This is a genomic window from Micromonospora inaquosa, assembly GCF_003857055.1.
Classification (GTDB): domain Bacteria; phylum Actinomycetota; class Actinomycetes; order Mycobacteriales; family Micromonosporaceae; genus Micromonospora; species Micromonospora inaquosa.
This window is the reverse complement of sequence record NZ_QGSZ01000392.1, coordinates 1-18,071: the sequence shown is the minus strand read 5'-3', so window position 1 is coordinate 18,071 and position 18,071 is coordinate 1. Positions and strand designations below refer to the sequence as shown.

Genomic DNA, 18,071 nt, shown 5'->3' with positions numbered 1-18,071 from the left:
AACGACGATGACCGTCGAGAGAGCGCACCTTTCGGCTGCCCAATCGGACGTGGCTATCAACTTGGGTCCACGGCGGGTGGGGCACGCTACGGCTTCAGCACGATCTTTCCTCGCGCGTGGCGGGACTCACTCAACTCGTGGGCCGCGGCCGCCTCCTCCAGGGAGAACACGGCAGCGACCGGCACCGTGAAGCGGCCCTGCTCGGCGAGGTCGCCGGCGGCGGCGATTCCTCCGAGAGACGGTGAGTCCGCGCCGGGACCAGAGCCGGGGGCTTTACCGCGGCTCTGACCTTGACGTTTCCCAATGCCGTGGATTTCGACGCGCGCCGCGAATATGCTCTCGGGTCGATCGCCGAACTGGCTCGCCGGGCCAAGGAAGCCGGTCGTCTGCGCCCCGACTTCGCAGTGGACGACGTCATCCTCGTGCTCATGGCGAACAGCGGTATCCACGCGTCCTCGCCGACTGCCAAGGTCACCGCCTCCCGGCGCTTCGCCGCGCTCGCCATCCAGGCATTTCACGCCAGCCCGGATGCCTCGCCGCTCCCACCTGTGGCGCGGCTGGCACCCCCGGCGTCGGCATCCCAGGGGTAGCCACCTGAGGACACCGTGCCGAGCGGTCCGCCTCGCGCGCGCCTGCCTGCACGTCGACCTGTCGGCCGCGACGGCGACGGTTCCTGATCAGGAAGATCACCAGCGCCAGCAGGACGACCGGGACCAAGGAGTAGCGAAGTCAATCAGATGCGCTTCGCGACGGTGCCGCTTCCGGGCTGCCACATTTCATAGTTCCCACATTCCGCGGTTGTCTCGGCCGTCGCCTGAGCCGCGGCAACGAAGTCGTCGACCACCGGCGACGTGCGCGATGCCGCCACCGCGAGGCACACCTGCTCGGGCGCCAGATCCTGGATCGGGACATAACTGACGTCCGGATGCGAGTAGAACACGATTGCCGAACGGGCCAGGAATGAGATACCCCGGCCGGCCGCGACATGCTCGAGTGTCTCGTCCACCCCGCGCACCAGGTAACCGGCGTTGGGGTGCGGGCGCCTGGTGGGCTGCGTGCTCGCGTCCATATGCCAGACCAGCGGCTCGCCGGCCAGGTCAGCCTCGGTGATCTGCTCCTTGCCGGCCAATCGGTGGCCCGAAGGCAGCACTGCCACACGAGGTTCGGTGTACAGCGGCGTGACGCGCAGACCGGTCTCGTCGATGGGCAGCCGTACATAGCCGACGTCGATGCGGCCGTCGAGCAACATCGTGGCCTGGTTGTCCCATTCGATCCGCTGCACGTCCACGATCACGTTCGGGTGCTGGGTGGCGAACTGCCGTACCGCCGGGATGAGCGCGATGCCCGCCCGGAAGCCGACAGTCAGCCGCTGGCTGCCCCGTGCGGCCACGGTCACCCGGTGGCGGACCGCGTGCGCGGAGGCCAGCAGCGGGCCGGCGTCGATCAGCAACTGCCTGCCCGCATCGGTCAGCATCACGCCGTGGCTGTCCCTTGTCAGCAGCGAAGCGCCGAGATCCTGTTCCAGGGCGCGGATCTGCCGACTGAGCACTGGCTGGGCGATGTGCAGCTCATCGGCGGCGCGGCCGAAATGCAGCTTGTCGGCGACGGCGACGAAGTAGCGCAGCTTGCGCAGGTCGAGATCCATGGAACCTCCCGGTTCGGCGATGCCTTCAGGGTATCGCAATCGCTGAAAGAGGTCTTGGACACCGACTCAGGCCAGTGGCACGCTTAATGCGTACCTGATGGGGGAGCAAATTCCGCAAGAATTCGCTCTCGGATTCGGTAGCACGGGCCCGGAACCAGCATGTGCACATGACGAATTGACCCCGGGCCGTCGCATCATTCGACGGCAGCGATGCCACGACCGTCAACAACCGCAATCCGAACAGTCATCGAGCACGTCGCGTGCACAGTCCTGCAAATACAGGGCTGAACTGTTTTGGATGCTCATCAACTCAACGGAGTAATCGTGGGAAAGCTCGATGGCAAGGTAGCGGTGATCACTGGTGGATCCACCGGCATGGCACTGGCCGGGGCCAAACTGTTCGTCGAGGAAGGAGCGCACGTCTTCATTCAGGCCCGGCGGCAGGAAGCACTGGACGACGCCGTCAGGTTGATCGGCCGCAACGTCACCGCCGTCCAGGGTGACGCGGCCGACCTGGACGACCTGGACCGCTTGTACGACACAGTCAAGCGGGAGAAGGGCTCGATCGACGTGCTGTGGGCCAGTGCCGGGACGGGCGAACCCGCCGTACTCGGCGAGATCACCGAGGAACAGTTCCACAGTGCCTTCTGGCTCAACGCGCGCGGCACCCTGTTCACCGTGCAGAAGGCACTGCCGCTGATCAACGACAACGGCTCGATCTTCATGACCGGGTCCAACGCCTCCCTCGGTGCCTTCCCTGGCTGGAGCCTCTACGCGGGAAGCAAAGCCGTCCACCAGGCCTGGGCCCGCGTCTGGCTCAATGAACTGCGCGACCGCAAGATCCGCGTCAACGTCCTGACACCCGGCCAGGTCGCCACCGCCAAGCAGGAAGAGCTGTTCGACGAGGCAACCAAGGCCGCATTCGAGTCCCTCATCCCTCGCGGAACGATGGGCCGACCCGGAGAAATCGCCACCGTCGCCCTGTTCCTGGCCTCCGACGACTCCAGCTACGTCAACGGGCTGGAACTGGTCGCGGACGGCGGCACCACCGCCATCTGAACCACACAGCGGTCCCGGGATGCCCTCGTCCCACGGCCCTGATGAGCACAGTGACCACTCGAAACAGGAAGAGAGCACACCTCATGAGCAGCATCACCATCATCGGTACGGGAAACATGGCCCGTGCCATCGGCACGCTCGCCGTGGCGGGCGGCAACACCGTCGAGGTCATGGGACGCGATCAGTCCAAGGCCGATGACCTGGCCAAGGCTCTGGGCGGCGGCTCGACGACGGGCAAGTGGGGTGCCGTCCCGGCCGGGGACATCGTCATCACGGCCCTGTTGTACGCCGGTGTCGTTCCGGTCGTCGCCGAGTATGGAGACGCCCTCGCGGGCAAGACCATCGTCGACATCAGCAACCCCTTCAACGCCTCGTTCGACGGACTGGCCCACAGCGGGGAGACCTCGGTCGCACAGGAAGTCGCCAAGGTGGCGCCAGCCAACTCCAGTGTGGTGAAGGCATTCAACACCATCTTCCGTAATGTCCTGGAGAAGGGCCGGCCCAGCGTCTTCATCGCCGGCGACAATGTGCAGGCGAAGGCGGGCGTGGCGGCATTCGTCGAAAGCCTCGGGCTGCGCCCTCTGGACGTCGGCGGCCTGAAGATGGCGCACTGGTTGGAAGGAATGGGCCTGGTCACGATGGGCCTCGCCGGCAACGGGGTTGGCCACTGGGACTTCGCCCTCGGCGTCGACGAATTTACCGGCTGAATTCCCGCACCACCAATTCTCCCGCCCCATCAATGACAAGGAACAGCAGCATGCGCGTCTTCGTCACTGGCGGAACCGGCCATTCCGGTTCGTACATCGTCCCCGAGCTCATCAACGCCGGGCACGAGGTCACCGGCCTGGCGCGGTCGGACCCGGCCGCGGCGGCGCTGTCCGCGATGGGCGCGAAGGTGCGCCGCGGCGACCTCCAGGACCTCGACGGGCTCCAGGAGGCCGCCGCGGACGCCGACGGCGTCATCCACGTCGCGCACCGGCAGGACCTGCTTGTCTCCGGCGGGATCGACGCCGTGGCCGCCGCGGAGGTCCCGATCATGCTCGCGTACGGCGAGGCACTCGCGGGAACCGGCAAACCGCTGGTCGTAGCGGGCAGCATAGGCTCGACAGGGAGCCTGGGCCGGCGGACCACCGAGGAGGACCCGGCCCTTCCCGTCGGCGATGAGCACAAGGGCACCCTGCACGCTCGTAACGTCGTCGAAACCGCCGTGGTCGGGCTGGCTGAGCGGGGAGTGCGGTCCTCGGTCGTGCGGATCGCCAACATCGCGCACAGCACGACCGATCGTGCCGGCTTCCTCCCCACACTGATCGCGCTCGCGAAGGAGAAGGGTTTCGCCGGCTACCCCGCAGACGGCACGAACCTGTGGAACGCCGTGCACGTCCGCGACGTCGCCTCCGTGTTCCGCCTGGCGCTGGAGAAGGGGCCGGCCGGCAGATACTGGCACGCGGTCGACGACGGGGGCATCCCCTTCCGCGAGATCGCCGAGGCCATCGGCAGCCGTCTGGGCCTGCCCGTCGTGAGCGTTCCCGCGGACGTCCTGATGGTGCCGGGTTACTTCGGGTTCCTCGCGAACATCGTCACGCAGAGCTACCCGACGTCCAACCTCATCACCCGCCGAACGCTCGGCTGGGAACCCACTCAGCCCAACCTGCTCGCCGGCCTGGACAACGGCCACTACTTCCCCGCCGGCTGACGGCAGGGCTCCGGATCGCACCGAGTCCGGGAAAGAACAAGCCGGGAGTCGCAGGCCCCGGGCCGCAACGTGCTGCGTTGACCCGGCAGCACAGCGTAGTTAGCGTTAACAACCCTCGTCCACATCAGAGGGAGCCACACACCGGTCAAGGAGGGTCAATTGAGACTGCGACAGCGAAGGCCACGTCCCGGGCTGAGTCGAAAGGATAGAGGTGTCGCGGTCCTGGCACTGGGTGCGCTGCTCTCGGCCTCGTTCGCGGCGGTGCCCGCGCACGCTGCCGAGGGGCAGCTCAACGAGGGCCTGGTGCACCACTTCGCGCTCGACGAGACCAGCGGAACGACGCTGGTCAACTCGGGTAGCGCGGGCTCGGCGGCGAACGCCACACTTGTGAATCCCGAGAAGGCGACCCTGACCGGCGAAGGCGTCAGGTTCAACCCCGACTCCTACGAGGGTGCCCTCGACGGCGCATACGTGGCCCTGCCGAACGACATCACCGCCGGCATGTCGAACCTCACGGTCGACTATGACGTGTGGATCGACCCGGCGAACGTCGGCGAGCACCAGATGTGGGGTTTTGGCCGCAAGTCCGGCTCGTGCGACGTCGACACCGGCGCCGAGGGCTCCATCTTCGCGTCGAACACCCAGCGGTTCCGCGTCGCGGTGGGCCCGGCGAACCTCCAGCAGAGCCGCGTCCGCATGCTGGAGGGAGCGTGGACGCATGTCACCTACACCCAGTCACTGAACGCGAACGGCACGAGCTGGACCGGCACTGTCTACCTCGACGGCGTGCCACACGCGACGTCGACGAACCTGACCACGCCGCCGTCGGTGAACGCCGCGGGGACCAACTGCAACTTCCTGGGCCGCTCACAGACGTCGGGCCACTACTCGTTCCGCGGAACGATCCGAGACTTCCGGGTGTACGACCGAGCAGTGAGTCTCGACGAGACACTCGCCCTCGCGGAGCGGACCGTCTCCAGTGGCGTTCGCGCCGACACCGACGCCATCGATCTCGGCCTGACCAGTGCGATCGTCCGTGACATCACTCTGCCCAAGGTGGGCTCCGTGGCGGGCTCGACCATCACGTGGACGAGCTCCGACCCGTCGGTCGTCGCGGTCTATACCCCGCCAGCCGTCGCCAGCGCACGCAAGGTCGCGGTGACCGGCAGGATCACCCGGCCCGCGCAGGGGCAACCCGACGCGACAGCCACGCTCACGGCGACTGTCCGCAAGGGCGCCCAGGAGGTCAGCACACGGGAGATTCCCGTTGTCGTGAAGGCCGAGTTCGACGACGCGCAGGCGGTCGACCGTGACACCTTCGACCTGGCCCTGAACGCCACCAACGACGTGCGCGGAAACCTCGACCTCGCCGCCAAGGGCGAGTTCGGATCCACGATCACCTGGAGGTCGACCACCGCCCTCGTCACCCCGACGGGTGAGGTCACCCGCCCGGCCTTCGGCCATGAGGATGTTGCCGCCACACTGACGGCGACCATCACCAAGGGCACGGCCTCGCAGACGAAGTCGTTCCCGGTGAGCATCATCGCCATGCCGCGTTCCGAGGAGTACGAGCGGTACTTCATGGGGTACTTCAAGGGCGAGGGAATTGCCGACGGCGAACAGATCATGTTCGCGACATCCAACGGAAACACCGCTCTGGACTGGACCGGCCTGACCGGAGGCCGGCCGTCACTCATCTCCCAACTGGGCGACCAGGGGCTTCGTGACCCGCACATCGTCCGCTCACCCAGCGGCGACACGTTCTACATGATCGCGACCGACCTGAACTGGTACGACCAGGGTGGTTACGCCATCAACGACACCCAGTACATCGAGGTTTTCGAGTCGCACGATCTTGTGCACTGGACCCCTCAGCGGCACGTGAAGGTCGCGCCCGACAACGCGGGCAACGCCTTCGCACCAGAGTCACTGTGGGTCGAGGAGATCGGCGCCTACGTCGTGTTCTGGGCACAGTCGCTCTGGAGCAACCCCGTGAATCGCACCGGTCAGGGGAACGCGCAGATGTGGTACGCCACGACGCGAGACTTCCAGACGTTCTCCGCCCCCCAGGTCTGGCAGAACCCAGCCCCGCTGTCACGGATCGACACGACCGCGATCCGGGTCGGTGACCACTACTACCGCGTGACCAAGAACGAGGCCGGCAACCAGGGCTCGGACATCTTCTCGGAGAAGCACACCGACTTCCTGGACAGCAACATCGACAACTGGACGATGGTCGCACCGGCCCTGGGGCGCACGACGTGGGTCGCCAACCAGGGGTACGAAGGACCGGTCATCTTCAAGGCCAACCCCGGTGACACCTCCTGCCCCGGCCAGTTCTACCTCTGGGGCGACCGGTACACGAACGGTGGGGGTTACCAGGCCGCGTGCCACGAGAACATCGAGGCCCCGACCTGGAACGCCAAGGCGATCACGATGACCAACGCGGGTGTCGTCCGTCCGCGTCACGGCACCGTGATCCCGCTGACCGTCCGCGAGTGGAACGACATCCGCGGGAACCCGAACAGCGACGTCACGACCACCACCGAGGTGGCTGTCGAGCCGTACGCGAGTGGGGCCCGGGCGACCACGGCCACCGTGACGGTCACGGCAGCGGACGGGTTCGAGACCGGCGGTAAGGTGCGGCTCAGCGTCGGCTCGTGGTCGCAGCTCGCCCACCTGAGCGACGGCGCGGCCACGGTCACGCTGCCGACGGGTCTGCCTGCGGGTGCCCGGACGGTCAAGGCGGAGTACCTCGGCTTCGACTACCTGAAGGCGTCGGAGGGTACGGCGTCGTTCGAGGTGCCCTCCGGGCCGGCCGCCGTCAAGGTCCATGCGAAGGCCGCGCCGGCGTCGGTTGTCCGCGGGGACACGTTCAAGCTGAACGTGACTGTGGGGCCGGCGGGCGGGCAGAAGAAGAACGCTCCGACCCCGACCGGCGAGGTCACCGTCACCTTCGGCGGCACCGTGCAGGTCGTGCCACTGACGGACGGTAGGGCAGTCGTCACACTGCCGACCGCCGGTCTGCCGCGCGGGTCGTACCGGGTCCACGTTGCCTACTCCGGCAACCCGACCTACCAGCCCCACGCCGCCGACTATCAGAAGTTGACGGTTCGGTAGCAGCATAGGCAGACATGCGCCACCGGAGGGAGCGGGCGGGATCCACTGATCCCGCCCGCTCCCTCCGGCACGGCCCAGCATCCGGACTATGGGGTGATCATGCCCTTCGACACAACCAGGTTGTAGTTCTCCCCGAACACGTTGAGTTCGTGGACTCCGACCTTGACGGTCTCGGTCGTACCCAGGACCTTGAGCCTGACCGCGTTCGTCAGCACCCGGTCGAAGGTGACGTAGTCAGCGGTGTAGGCGGTGGTGTTCGTACTCCTGTCGACCAGCGGCCGCCAGGTGTTGGTGGGGATGTCCTTGTACTCCAGCGTGTACTGCACGGCGTTGTCCTTGGTGAACGTGCGCCCGAGTTCCTTCCACTGGATCTGCGCGGCGGAGATGTGGAAGACGGTCCCGAAGCCCCTGATGTACGTGGGCGCGGTGTCGCTGTCAGCCGGCTCCCACCACGTGGATAGGGAACGGTCCCCTCCGTAGTACGGGTTGCGCCCGGGCGCGTAGCTGCTCGCCCAGTAGGCCTGGCTGTTGGTGGCCACGTTGTAGAGTCCGACGTCGTCGGTGCCCGAGATCTTCTTCCCGGGGGCCAGTTGCGGCGTGTTGGACAACTCGCAGTCGATTGCTCCCCGCTTCGGGCCGGCGGGAATCACGTTGCAGATGTCCATCCCCAGTCGCCGCTCGAAGAACTCCTCGTACGCGATCACGTAGGTGTAGAAGAACACCAGGTTCCCGGACTTGTCGAGCACGAAGCTGCCGTGCCCGGCGTTCGGATATACCGCACTGGGGTGGTTGTTTCCGTAGCCGATGGGGTTCTGCTGAGTGACCTTGAACCCGGAGAGCGGCTTGTCCGACGTCATCACGCCGGTCGCGTACGTGGTGAACTCCGTGCCGCCGGACGCGACCGAGAGGTAATAGGTGTCCCCCACCTTGAACAGCTGCGAACCCTCCACGTACCCGTGCGTGTAGGTCGCCTTGTTGTCACCGATGTGCTGCCACTCCTGGCGCGGGTCAAAGGTCCAGAGCACGACCGGGTCGCTGATGAGCTGCCGAGGGTTGTTCGGGTCGAGTTCGGCGCCCATGATCGGCGAACCGATGTTGTAGGTCAAGTACAGTCGACCGTCCGTGTCCGGGAAGAACTGCACGTCGCCAACGCTCAGGGTCTGGCCGGTCGGGCGCAGGAAGTTCCCCATACTGGTCCACGGCCCGGTGGGCGAGTCGGCTTGATAGACCGGCGTGTTGTTGCCGGCCATGTAGAACTTGTCACCGAGTTGCACGACGGTTGGTGCGACCAGCCCCAGGTTCATCTGGTGGGGCGTCCAGGTCAGGTAGTCGGTGGTGGACCAGACAGTGCGATTGTTGTTCGGTGCGTTCTGCATGGCACCTGATGCATAGAGATAGATGGTCCCGTCGACGTTCAGCGCGGACCAGTCCGCCCCGGTCCGGGCAGAGTTCTCCGAAATCCTGGTGAAGCCGACAGTGGATCGGCTCGCCAGAGTCCGCCCGGACGCTGCCGTCCACGTCTCCTGGTCCAGGCTGGCCGGGATCTGCGACGTGTTAGCGACGTTCGCGTCCGTGGGTGGCATCGTCCCTACGATGTTGCGCACGGCCATCCCCGGCAGGTTGATCGGGTTGACGTACGTCTGGGCCATGTCGACACCGGCCAGCGGCACCTTGGCGGAGGGGGTTTGAGGTCCGGCTCCCGGCGGTGCCGGCGGCACGGGCTTCTCCGCCGCGGCCGGCATGATCGGCGTCAGTTGACCCAGCCCTATTCCTACCAGGAGAGCAAGGCCAATTGCCGCTAAACCTCGACGCCGCTTGCCGGCAGTCCTCTCGATAACCATCAGGTCCCACCTTCCTTCTGGTCGTGATAGCGCTAACAACGCACACCGATTCCCGATTTCCGGAGAGCCGGCCCAGCCTGGTCGGTTGCTGTGTGTGAGGCACCCTTCGAAGGGCACGAAGGGTGGGAGAGAGCTTGTCCGCTCGACCGGCTGGGCTTCCAGCGCGCACGTTCATTGGCTCGGTCTCGCCCAGCGAGCGAGGATCAGCGACCGGCCGCTGTTAGCGCTAACAAGGTTTCGGTGATGTTAACGGTGCTATCTGGAGCGTGTCAAGAGCGTCAATGTCGCCTGCCCAGGCTGATCATGGCGTTGGGCTGTTGTGGTGGTCGATATCTCCTCCCCCGGCGCGGTCCGCCATCTCCTGGCGCACCTGATCCCTGCCGGTTCCAGCGGCCTCCGCCGCGTACTGCGCGAGATGGCCTGTCGCAACGACCTGTCATGATCACCGACGGCCCCGGGTGCGTGGCGACGGTTCCGGCCCTCACGGCAGCAGCCCCACCAGCCCTGGCGCCACCGGCATCGCCATTACCGCTGAGGAGATATCACAAGGTGCGTAAGACCATTATTGTTGTCGCGGCTGTCGGGGTCGCCCTGCTTGTCGCCGCGTGTGGAACCGAGACCAAGCCCGAGCAGACCACACCGGTCGCGAGCGGCGCGGCTGTCGCCGAGACGAAGGCTGCCGCCGAGCCGAAGACGGTGGACGCTGCCAAGGCGCTGGCTCAGCGAGAGTTCGACACGTACGCCGCTGGGGATTGGAAGGGCGCGTGGGACCTGTGGACCAGCGAGGGCAAGGCGGCGGTTTCGCGTGACGAGTACGCCCGGCTGCACACTGAGTGCAAGACCATCACGGGCCTGACCTTCGAAATCACGACGGCTCGGCTGGAGGGTGAGGACACGGCGATCGTGAACTACAAGCGGTCGATCGCGGCCGGCTCGTCCGAGATCCGGTATGTGGACGGCCAGTGGCGTTACCAACCGGACGCCGAATCGATGGCGGACTACGCCAAGGGCGTGGACAAGGTCATCGCCGAAGGGCGTACCAGCGGGCGCTGCGAAAAATAACTGAAGGCTGGAGGCATTGCCCGCCGGCCCTCTCGCCTCCGCGCGAGGGCCGGCTGCGTCCGTTACCACCAGGCCGCTCGCCCGTCCCGGTACGCGCCGTCGGTCACCACCAGTCAAAGTAGCGACCAGCGTGGAAGATGCCCACGCCGACGGCTGCGACGATGCCGACCACGAGCACGACCGGGGCGATCACCACACTGCCGGCCGCGATGCCGATGGCACCCCCGGCGATGGCCAGACCCGCACCGATGCCGACACCGCCGGCCACCACCCCCGGCGTGTCGCCAACCTCGGCAGCCCGGTTCATGCTGACGTACGAGCTGGCGGCAAGACCGATGCCACCGATCACCAGTCCAGCGGTCATCGCGCTGACCGTGGCCACCGTGGCACCCGGCACAGCGATGGCGTACAGCTCCAGGCCACCGCCGACCGCGCCGAACGCGTCACCGATGCCCATCTCCCAGTCGCCTTGCTGGTAGTCGCCCCACAGTGCGAACGCCGACAGGCCGAACCCGACGACGCCGAGCCCCTTGCCGAGCATGCCTGTCCGGCCCGGTAGTCCGCGCACGTGCTCCGGAGTCGTGGCACTGGCCGGAATCTTCCGTCCCCGTCCCGGGTTGGTCGCCGTGCGGATCGCGTTTCCCGCGCTGGCCGGCGCGTCGGTCTCGGTGATGATGACGGCCTGAGACCGCTTGCCGGCCATGGTGCCGCTCGGGTTGGCCTGAATCGCGTCGTCCGCGTTCCGGGTCGCCTTCCGGGCGGTGTCGCCAGGCCTGCTGTACGAGCCGGTCGACCTGACCTGCTTGACCGTGGTGGAGGTTTCCAGGTCGAAGTCCGCCCCGCAGTCGCGCCACGGCACGCCGTACAGCCATTCCAGGATGTTGCCGCGGAACGTCCCCCAGGCGCCCTTGAACTTGAAGTTCCAGATGAACTTCTCGGCGGCGGGCGCGGTGTGCGCGGCGGCGCCACCGGTGACGCCGAGTGCGGCCGGTGCCCCGCCACCGGGTTCGGCCGGCGGCGCAGCCGGCGGCGGTTCGGGTGGCGGTTCCGGTGCTGGTGGCGGCGGCTCGGCCGGTGGCGGCTCCGGCGGCGGCGGAGGCGGCGCCGGCCTCGGTCGCGGCGGCGCCGGAGGTGGAAGTACGGCGTGCAGCACCCAGGTGCCGCCCGGGTGCTCGGACCAGTTGCCGCCCTCCAGGTTCAGGGTGACGTTGGCCTGGTAGTAGATGACCGAGTTGCTGTTGTTGATCCGTGGATCGAGGGTCGCACCGTGGTTGCTGAGATAGCGGCGGAAGTCCTCCACCGTGGGGTTCTCGGACCCGGTGAAGTGGGGCTCCGAGATGGAGATGTCGTGGGTTTCCGGCCCGATGACGGTGGAGGGCCTGAACCCGGCCGGATCGGCCATGCCGACCGGATTGTTGCGGCAGTACCGGAACAGGTTGCCCCCGTCGACGAAGCCGCCCGGGTCGGTGCTCGCCCACCGGCCCAGCCACGGCACGTAGTACCGAGCCCCGGCATAGCAGAAGCCGGTCTCGTCGTCCGCCTCGTGCCCGCCGAAGCGGTACCGCTTCAGGCTGAGGTCGGCGCCCGGCCGGCCGTACCGGTACGCGGTCGTGCCGTACGGGTGGTACTCCTCGTAGGAGATGATCGCGCCGGCCGCGTCGGTCTCCAGCGCGGCCGAGCCGAGGTGGTTGCTGAGCTGGTAACGGATCAGCGGAACGCCGAGCGGGTTGGCCGGGTCGAAGCCACCGATGTCGACGGTCTTGACGTCCACCTGGGCGACCGGGCCGGTGTCGTCGGCGATCGTGGTGGTCCACCGCTCGTGCTGGAGAGTGCCGGTGACCCGGTTGCGCCGCCGGAACACGGTGACCGCACCCAGGAAGATCCATTCGAGTTGGACGCTGCCCGGCCGGTCCACGACCTTGCGCAGCCGCTGCCCGCTCGCTGCGTAGACGAACCGGGCCTCACCACCGCCGCCGAGGTCGACCCGGCTGAGCTGGTCGCGGTCGTTCCACTCCAGCGCCGGCAGGTGCGGCATGACGGTCAGGTTGCCGACGGCGTCGTGCGCGTACACGGCCGAGTAGGGGCCACCCTCGGCGTCACCGGGGACGCTCGTGGCGGCCAGTCGATTCGTGAGGTCGGCCGGGTCGTCCTGGTACGCGTACCGGTGGTGCCGGGTCCAGCCGGCACCCACCCCGGCCTGCGTCCGGAACCGGTGCCGGAGCACCGTGAGGTTGCCGAGCGGGTCGTACTCGTACTCCTCGGTGTAGGCACGTACCGCGCCGGCATCGTTGAGGCTGCTGGCCGGCGGCACGTCGGTCTGGTCGCGGATCGCGTCGTTCGGCGCCCCGGCCAACTCCCGCCCGCTCGCCCGGACCAACTGGTAGAGCGGGTCGTACGCGTAGTCGCTGGCGGCCGGCACCGCCGCGTTGCCGAAGAAGGTGGGCGCGCCCGGCTCGGCCACCCGGGTCACGTTGCCCACCGGGTCGTACGTGTAGCGCAGGTCGCGCACCCCGGCGGTGAGCAGACGTTCCAACCGGAACGTCATCGGGTCGTAGAAATACTCGGTGACCAGGCCGTTGCCGTGCCGGGCGAACCGCCGCCGGCCCAGCGCGTCGTAGTCCTGCTCGGACAGGAACTCCACCTCGGCGCCCTGACCACGCAGCCGCGCGGTGAGCCGGCCCAGCATGCCGCCCTCAAGGTAGGTCGGTCGTAGCTCGGTGGCGTCGGGCAGGGTGACCAGCGTTGGACGGTTCACCGCGTCGTACTCGGCGGCGGTGCCGAAGACTTCGCTCTCCAGCAGCGGCGCCGCGGCGGCCAGCAGCGCGGCGTGGTCGGGCGCGGCGGCCACCGGCGACCAGTCCGGGCCGGCGACGTCATCGGTGGCGAGCCTGCGTTCGGCCCACCGCGGGTTGCCCTTGAAGTCCACCTCGGGGACCCGCACCTGGCCCGCCTGGTCGAACACCAGGTAGGGCACGCCGTGCAGGCCCAGCGTTGCCGCATCCGGATGCCGGTCGCCGAAAACCACGTACTGCACGCAGCGCTCCGCGCCGGCGGACTCGCTGACGTACAGGCCCACCGGCCGGTGCAGGGCGTCGTACGTCGTGCGGAAGGTCCGGCCGTGTTCGTCCCAGATCCGGCGCACCCCGCCGAGCACATCCTGGAACACCCACCGCTCGCCCTTCTCCGCGCTCCACGACCGCACCCCCGCGCCGTGCATGGCGGTGGCCGCGCTGGCGATGTGCCGGCCCAGCGCGTCGTACCCGTCCGAGGACCGGCCGGTGAGGTCTCCCGTGGTGCGTACGCCGAACCGCTGGCCGGCCCCCCGGTCGGCCACCGAGTAGACGGCCCGACCCAGGCTGTCGAAGTGGACCACGGAAGGTGTCTCGGCGTGCCCGGCGGCGAGCCACGCGGCGCGGACGGCCGGATCGGCGGGTTCCGGGTCGGACACGGCAGGGCTGCCGCGCTCGGCGTACCACTGGCTGTCGAGCACCGTGTCGTTGGCGTCGAACAACCGGTGCGACCAGGCCGTGGACTCGACCCGGCTGAGGGTTCCGTCCGGATAACGGGTCAGCACGGCCCGGCCCAGCGGGTCGTAGTAGCGGACCGCGGTGGCGCCGATCTCGCACAGCGCCGCCGCGTCCTCGTACTGGTGGGTGGTGCTGAAGTAGGGCTGGTACCGCTTCACCGGGTTGCCCTTGTTGTTGACCACCGTGCGGCCGGTGCCGACCCAGCGCGGGTCGGCGTCCACCTCGACGGCCACCCCGTCCTCCCCCACTTCGAGGGCCCTGCCGGGATGCACCCGCGACTTGGTGATCGCCACACCACCGGTGCCGGTGCTGTACTCGTAACTCTCCAGCCAGCGCGGATTGGTCGGTCCGTGCCGTTCCCGGTGCCGGCCCCGGCTGTACGCGGGCTGGCCGTTGACCAACCAGTTGAACGGGTCGTAGGTGAACGTCAACGTCGGATCGTCGAGCGTGTCACCGTCCCCGGCGCCGGGCCGGCCGAGCAGCGCCGACGCCACCACTCGGCCCAACTCGTCATAGCGCACCGCGCGGCGCTGCCCGTTCGGGTCGGTGACGAGGTTCGGGCCCAGCACCCGGTAGTCGTTGACAGCGGTGGTGACCGACCAGGCCGCCTGGTCGATGGTCACCCGCTCGGTGAGCAGGTGGTAGTCGTCGAAGGTGACCACCGTCGCCAGGCCCAGCGCGTCCCGGGCCCCGTTGGACAGGTAGAAGTGCGCGGCCGGGTCGGCCGGATAGCGCAGCTCGCCGGAGGGGATCCACCAGTCCGGGTCGCCGTCGAGGTGCACGTATCCGGCGGCGGCCAGGTCCGCGCCGGTGACTGCCGTGCCGTAGCCGGCAGCCAGCGCGGCCGGGGTGAAGGCGAGCTGGTACGTCTGGTGCCCCAGCCCCAGGCTGTCCCACTGCCCGGCCGGCAGTGGCGCCAACGCGTTGTCCCGGAACCGCACCTGTGACCGGGACAGCAACCGCCGCTGCACGCTGACCTCGTCGGCCACCACCTCGTACCCGATCGGGGTGGCCGTGGTGAACCCGGCGAGCAGTTCGGCGCGGGTGAACAGCGGGCCGGCCGGGGCCAGCCCGGTCAGTTCGTGGCCGACCGCCTCGTACGCGGTGCGGATCCGGTACGCCGGCGCGGGCACTGTGTCGTCGATGTCCGGGGTGTACCACTGTTCCCCGTACGTGACGTGACGGCGCCGCTGCTCGGCGGTCACCTCGGCGGGCAGCTCCGGGTCGGGCGTGGTGCGGCCGTAGACCACCGCGGCGGCCTGGACGACGGTGCCGTACGGGCCGAGGACCAGGTTGAGCCGGTGGCTGATCCGGGGCTCATCCGGCTCCCGGTCGTAGGAGAGGCTGACCGCCTCGCGCTCGACGGCGACGAACACCCGTGCGTCCAGCCGCTGCACCTGGTACGTCTGCTCGACCACCCCGTACGGGTGCTCCTGCGCGGCACTGCCGTCGTACGAGTACACCTCCTGCCGCAGCGGCAAGCCGCGCAGCGCCCGCCGGCTTTCCCGCAGCTCCGCGGCGGAGACTCCGGCCGGCAGCTCCACGGTGGGCAGGTGCCGGCCGGCGTACCACTCGGCGGACAGGTCGACCGGGGCGCCGGTGTGGTACCAGGTCTTCGTGGTGACCGGTGGCTGGAACAGCTCGGGCGAGGTGTCCTGGTTCCCGCCGACCGCCTCGACGCCCAACACGTGGTCCACGAACGACTCGCCGTCGATCTGCTCGACCATGCCGAAGCCGGTGAACTCCCGCTCGACGCCGTCATAGTGGCCGTGGTGGTAGCGGTAGCGGGTGACCAGCCGCGTCCCGGTGATCCGGTCCACCTGTTCCACCTGCTCGACGACGTGCACCGGGAACGGCAGCGCGGTGACCCACGGCTGGCCGTTTCGCCGGTCGGCCAGCTGGAAGGCGGTGGAAGCGGCGTACCGGATGGTGGTTTCGCCGCCCAGGTTGTTCACCACGCGGGTGAGCAGGTGCGGCTTGCCGTCGGCGGCCAGGTCCAGGTAACGCACCGGGCCGGTGGCGTCGGCGGGCAACGGCGACGACCACACCAGGCAGCCGGTGCCGACGCCCAGCAGGTCGGTCACGGTCACCGTCGCGTCGGGCGTGACATGCGGCAGGTCGGGCAGGTCGGCGGGGGCCGACCAGCCGTTGCCGGACTGGTTGTACCAGAGCCGGATCTCCCGTCGGCCCAGGTAACACAGGTCCATCATGCCGGCGCCGTTCACGTCGGTGAGGAGCACCCGGGCCGGGTCGAACTCGTCCAGCCCACTGAACCACGGCGCGTCGTCCATCTCGACCTTCGCGCCGAATCGCCCATAGCCGACGTTAGGCCAGTAGCAGACGGAACCGTCGCGGACCCGGACCAGGTCGGTGAGGCCGTCGCCGGACATGTCGGCGAGGAAGACGCTCTGCCGGTCGTCGGAGCGCAGCAGCCGCGGGCCACGATCCTCGTCCGCGGGCCAGAGCGCGGGTCGCGCCGGGCCGTACCCCGCCTCGGCCAGCGACTCGTGCCACGTCAGCACGATGTCCCCGGTGAGCAGCAGGTCGGGCCGGCCGTCCCCGGTGAGGTCCAGTAGCAGCAGGTCGGGGCTGGCCCAGTCGACGGCGGGCAGCTCGCGGAACGGCTGCAGATCGGACCAGCCGGCGTCGTCGGTGCGGCGGACGAAACCCGCCGGGACGGTGCCGAGCTGGACCAGCTCAATCCGCCCGTCACCGTCCACGTCAACCAGTTGCTGGCGTCCGCCGGTCAGGTCGGTCAGTGACGGCACGGTGGGCAGCGCGGCGACCGGGCCGATCCGGCCGGCACCGAGGTTCGGCCGGTAGTAGAGGGCACCCTCGTGCCCGGTCAGCACCCCGGCGAGTCCGTCCCCGTCCAGGTCCACCCACAGCTCGGTCCGCCCGTCCACGCCGGCCGGCAGGTTCGCCAGGCTGGCCCGGTCCAGTTCCCGGGTGGTCGGTGCGATGGTGGCCGGTGTGTATTCGAAGGTCACCGGGGGCAGTGCGGCGCTGGTGTGTCCGCCGCCGACGGCCGGGGCGTAGCCGCGCTGAGTCACCTCGACCAGGGTGGACAGCACCGGCCCGGTGGCGTATTCCAGCTCCACCGCGCGGACCAGGCAGTCCGCGCCCACCTCCGGCTCGTCAGGGAAGTGGTGGAACATCAGGATCCGGTGGCACAGCCGGTAGGTGCGGACCTCGAATCCCGCGCGATAGGTGGAGAACGGGTCCGGCCGGCAGGTCCAGTCCCCGGCGTCAGTCGGCCGCGGGTCGTGCGGGTCGTGCTCGCCGTAGTCGAACACCACCTCGAACAGCCAGCGGGCGTCGGCGACCTGGGCCGGCGTCAGGTCCACCGGGCGTCGGCCGTCGGCGTCCAGCAGCGGCACCGCGTTGCCGTAGCGCACCGACTTGAGGTAGCGGTTGGCGTGCCGGTCGGTGCGGTGCCGTTCGTGCGGCCGGTCCAGGTCCAGGCCGGTGGCGTCCTCGGCCTTGTAGGTGTAGGTGACGGCGTTGCCCCGGTCGTCGCGGGTCTCGCAGAGCAGCCAGGTGTGCACCTTCCCGCCCTGGCCGATCCGGGAGCCGCCGTCGCGGCCGTACACCGCCAGCAGGTTCGACCCGGACAGGGTGCGCCAGTGCACGTCACCGTCGGAGTCCCGGGTCCACCGCTCGATCCGGGCGAACGCCCCCTCGGTCCTCGGCCGGAACCGCTGCACCGTGTGCCCGGCGACCGGGGTGCCGCCGGGGACGGGAATGAGGTCGTCCTCGCCGGACAGCAGGAAGGTGTCGGTGTCGTCGTAGCGGGGCAGGCCGCGGTCGGTGCGCCGGCTGACCGCCGGCACCGGCAGTTGCCAGCCGAGACCGAACGGGCCGTTCCCGGCGCCCGAGTCGTAGCTGAGCGTCAGGTCGGGTTGGAAACCGGAGCGGCTGCCGCTGACCGGGACGGGAACCGACATGCCGCCGGTCCCGGTGACCGGGTGGGCGGCGAACGTCTCGCCGATGGCCCGGATCGCGCCGCCGCCGGTGGGCAGGCTGATCGCCGGTCCGCCGAGCCCTGGCCCGGCCGCCCCCCGACCGGCCCGGGACGAGCCGGCACCGGCCGCGTCGGTCGGCGGCCCGCCCGGCCCGAACGC

General features: G+C 68.9%; 9 protein-coding genes and 1 pseudogene. 6 read left to right on the top strand and 4 right to left on the bottom strand.

Features of this window, described 5'->3' with window-relative positions; all coding sequences use genetic code 11:
- Window positions 1-86 precede the first annotated feature (86 nt).
- Window positions 87-263, bottom strand: a pseudogene (locus DLJ59_RS38005) (zinc-binding dehydrogenase); the annotation flags it as partial.
- Window positions 264-290: 27 nt separating this feature from the next.
- On the opposite strand from DLJ59_RS38005, the gene DLJ59_RS34845 reads away from it, so the two are divergent.
- Window positions 291-590 carry a hypothetical protein gene (locus DLJ59_RS34845; protein WP_208648948.1) on the top strand — a complete coding sequence of 100 codons (300 nt, stop codon included), beginning with the start codon at window positions 291-293 and terminating at the stop codon, window positions 588-590.
- A 143-nt stretch (window positions 591-733) separates the two neighbouring features.
- Here DLJ59_RS34845 and DLJ59_RS34840 read toward each other — a convergent pair whose 3' ends face one another.
- Complete coding sequence (locus DLJ59_RS34840) at window positions 734-1,645, bottom strand: LysR family transcriptional regulator (RefSeq protein ID WP_124778361.1); 912 nt, start codon at window positions 1,643-1,645, stop codon at window positions 734-736.
- A 324-nt stretch (window positions 1,646-1,969) separates the two neighbouring features.
- Here DLJ59_RS34840 and DLJ59_RS34835 point away from each other — a divergent pair, with 324 nt between their 5' ends.
- The 4 genes from DLJ59_RS34835 (at window position 1,970) to DLJ59_RS34820 (ending at window position 7,517) form a co-directional block, all read left to right on the top strand.
- A complete protein-coding gene (locus DLJ59_RS34835; RefSeq protein ID WP_124778360.1) occupies window positions 1,970-2,704 on the top strand; it encodes an SDR family NAD(P)-dependent oxidoreductase in 735 nt (244 codons plus the stop codon).
- Between the two features lie 83 nt (window positions 2,705-2,787).
- Window positions 2,788-3,411: an NADPH-dependent F420 reductase gene (locus DLJ59_RS34830; protein ID WP_124778359.1), complete on the top strand. Its 624-nt coding sequence runs from the start codon at window positions 2,788-2,790 to the stop codon at window positions 3,409-3,411.
- Window positions 3,412-3,461: 50 nt separating this feature from the next.
- Window positions 3,462-4,397, top strand: coding sequence for an SDR family oxidoreductase (locus DLJ59_RS34825; protein WP_124778358.1), 936 nt, complete (start codon window positions 3,462-3,464; stop codon window positions 4,395-4,397).
- Window positions 4,398-4,556: 159 nt separating this feature from the next.
- Window positions 4,557-7,517, top strand: a complete 2,961-nt coding sequence (locus DLJ59_RS34820) for an immunoglobulin-like domain-containing protein (RefSeq protein ID WP_124778357.1) — start codon at window positions 4,557-4,559, stop codon at window positions 7,515-7,517.
- Between the two features lie 86 nt (window positions 7,518-7,603).
- Here DLJ59_RS34820 and DLJ59_RS34815 read toward each other — a convergent pair whose 3' ends face one another.
- Window positions 7,604-9,235, bottom strand: coding sequence for a family 43 glycosylhydrolase (locus DLJ59_RS34815; RefSeq protein WP_158630948.1), 1,632 nt, complete (start codon window positions 9,233-9,235; stop codon window positions 7,604-7,606).
- Between the two features lie 561 nt (window positions 9,236-9,796).
- On the opposite strand from DLJ59_RS34815, the gene DLJ59_RS34810 reads away from it, so the two are divergent.
- Complete coding sequence (locus DLJ59_RS34810; protein WP_124778355.1) at window positions 9,797-10,420, top strand: hypothetical protein; 624 nt, start codon at window positions 9,797-9,799, stop codon at window positions 10,418-10,420.
- A 103-nt stretch (window positions 10,421-10,523) separates the two neighbouring features.
- Here DLJ59_RS34810 and DLJ59_RS34805 read toward each other — a convergent pair whose 3' ends face one another.
- The gene (locus tag DLJ59_RS34805) at window positions 10,524-17,939 is read right to left on the bottom strand and encodes a SpvB/TcaC N-terminal domain-containing protein (RefSeq protein WP_279635803.1); all 7,416 of its coding nucleotides are present in this window, start codon (window positions 17,937-17,939) and stop codon (window positions 10,524-10,526) included.
- Window positions 17,940-18,071: the final 132 nt, after the last annotated feature.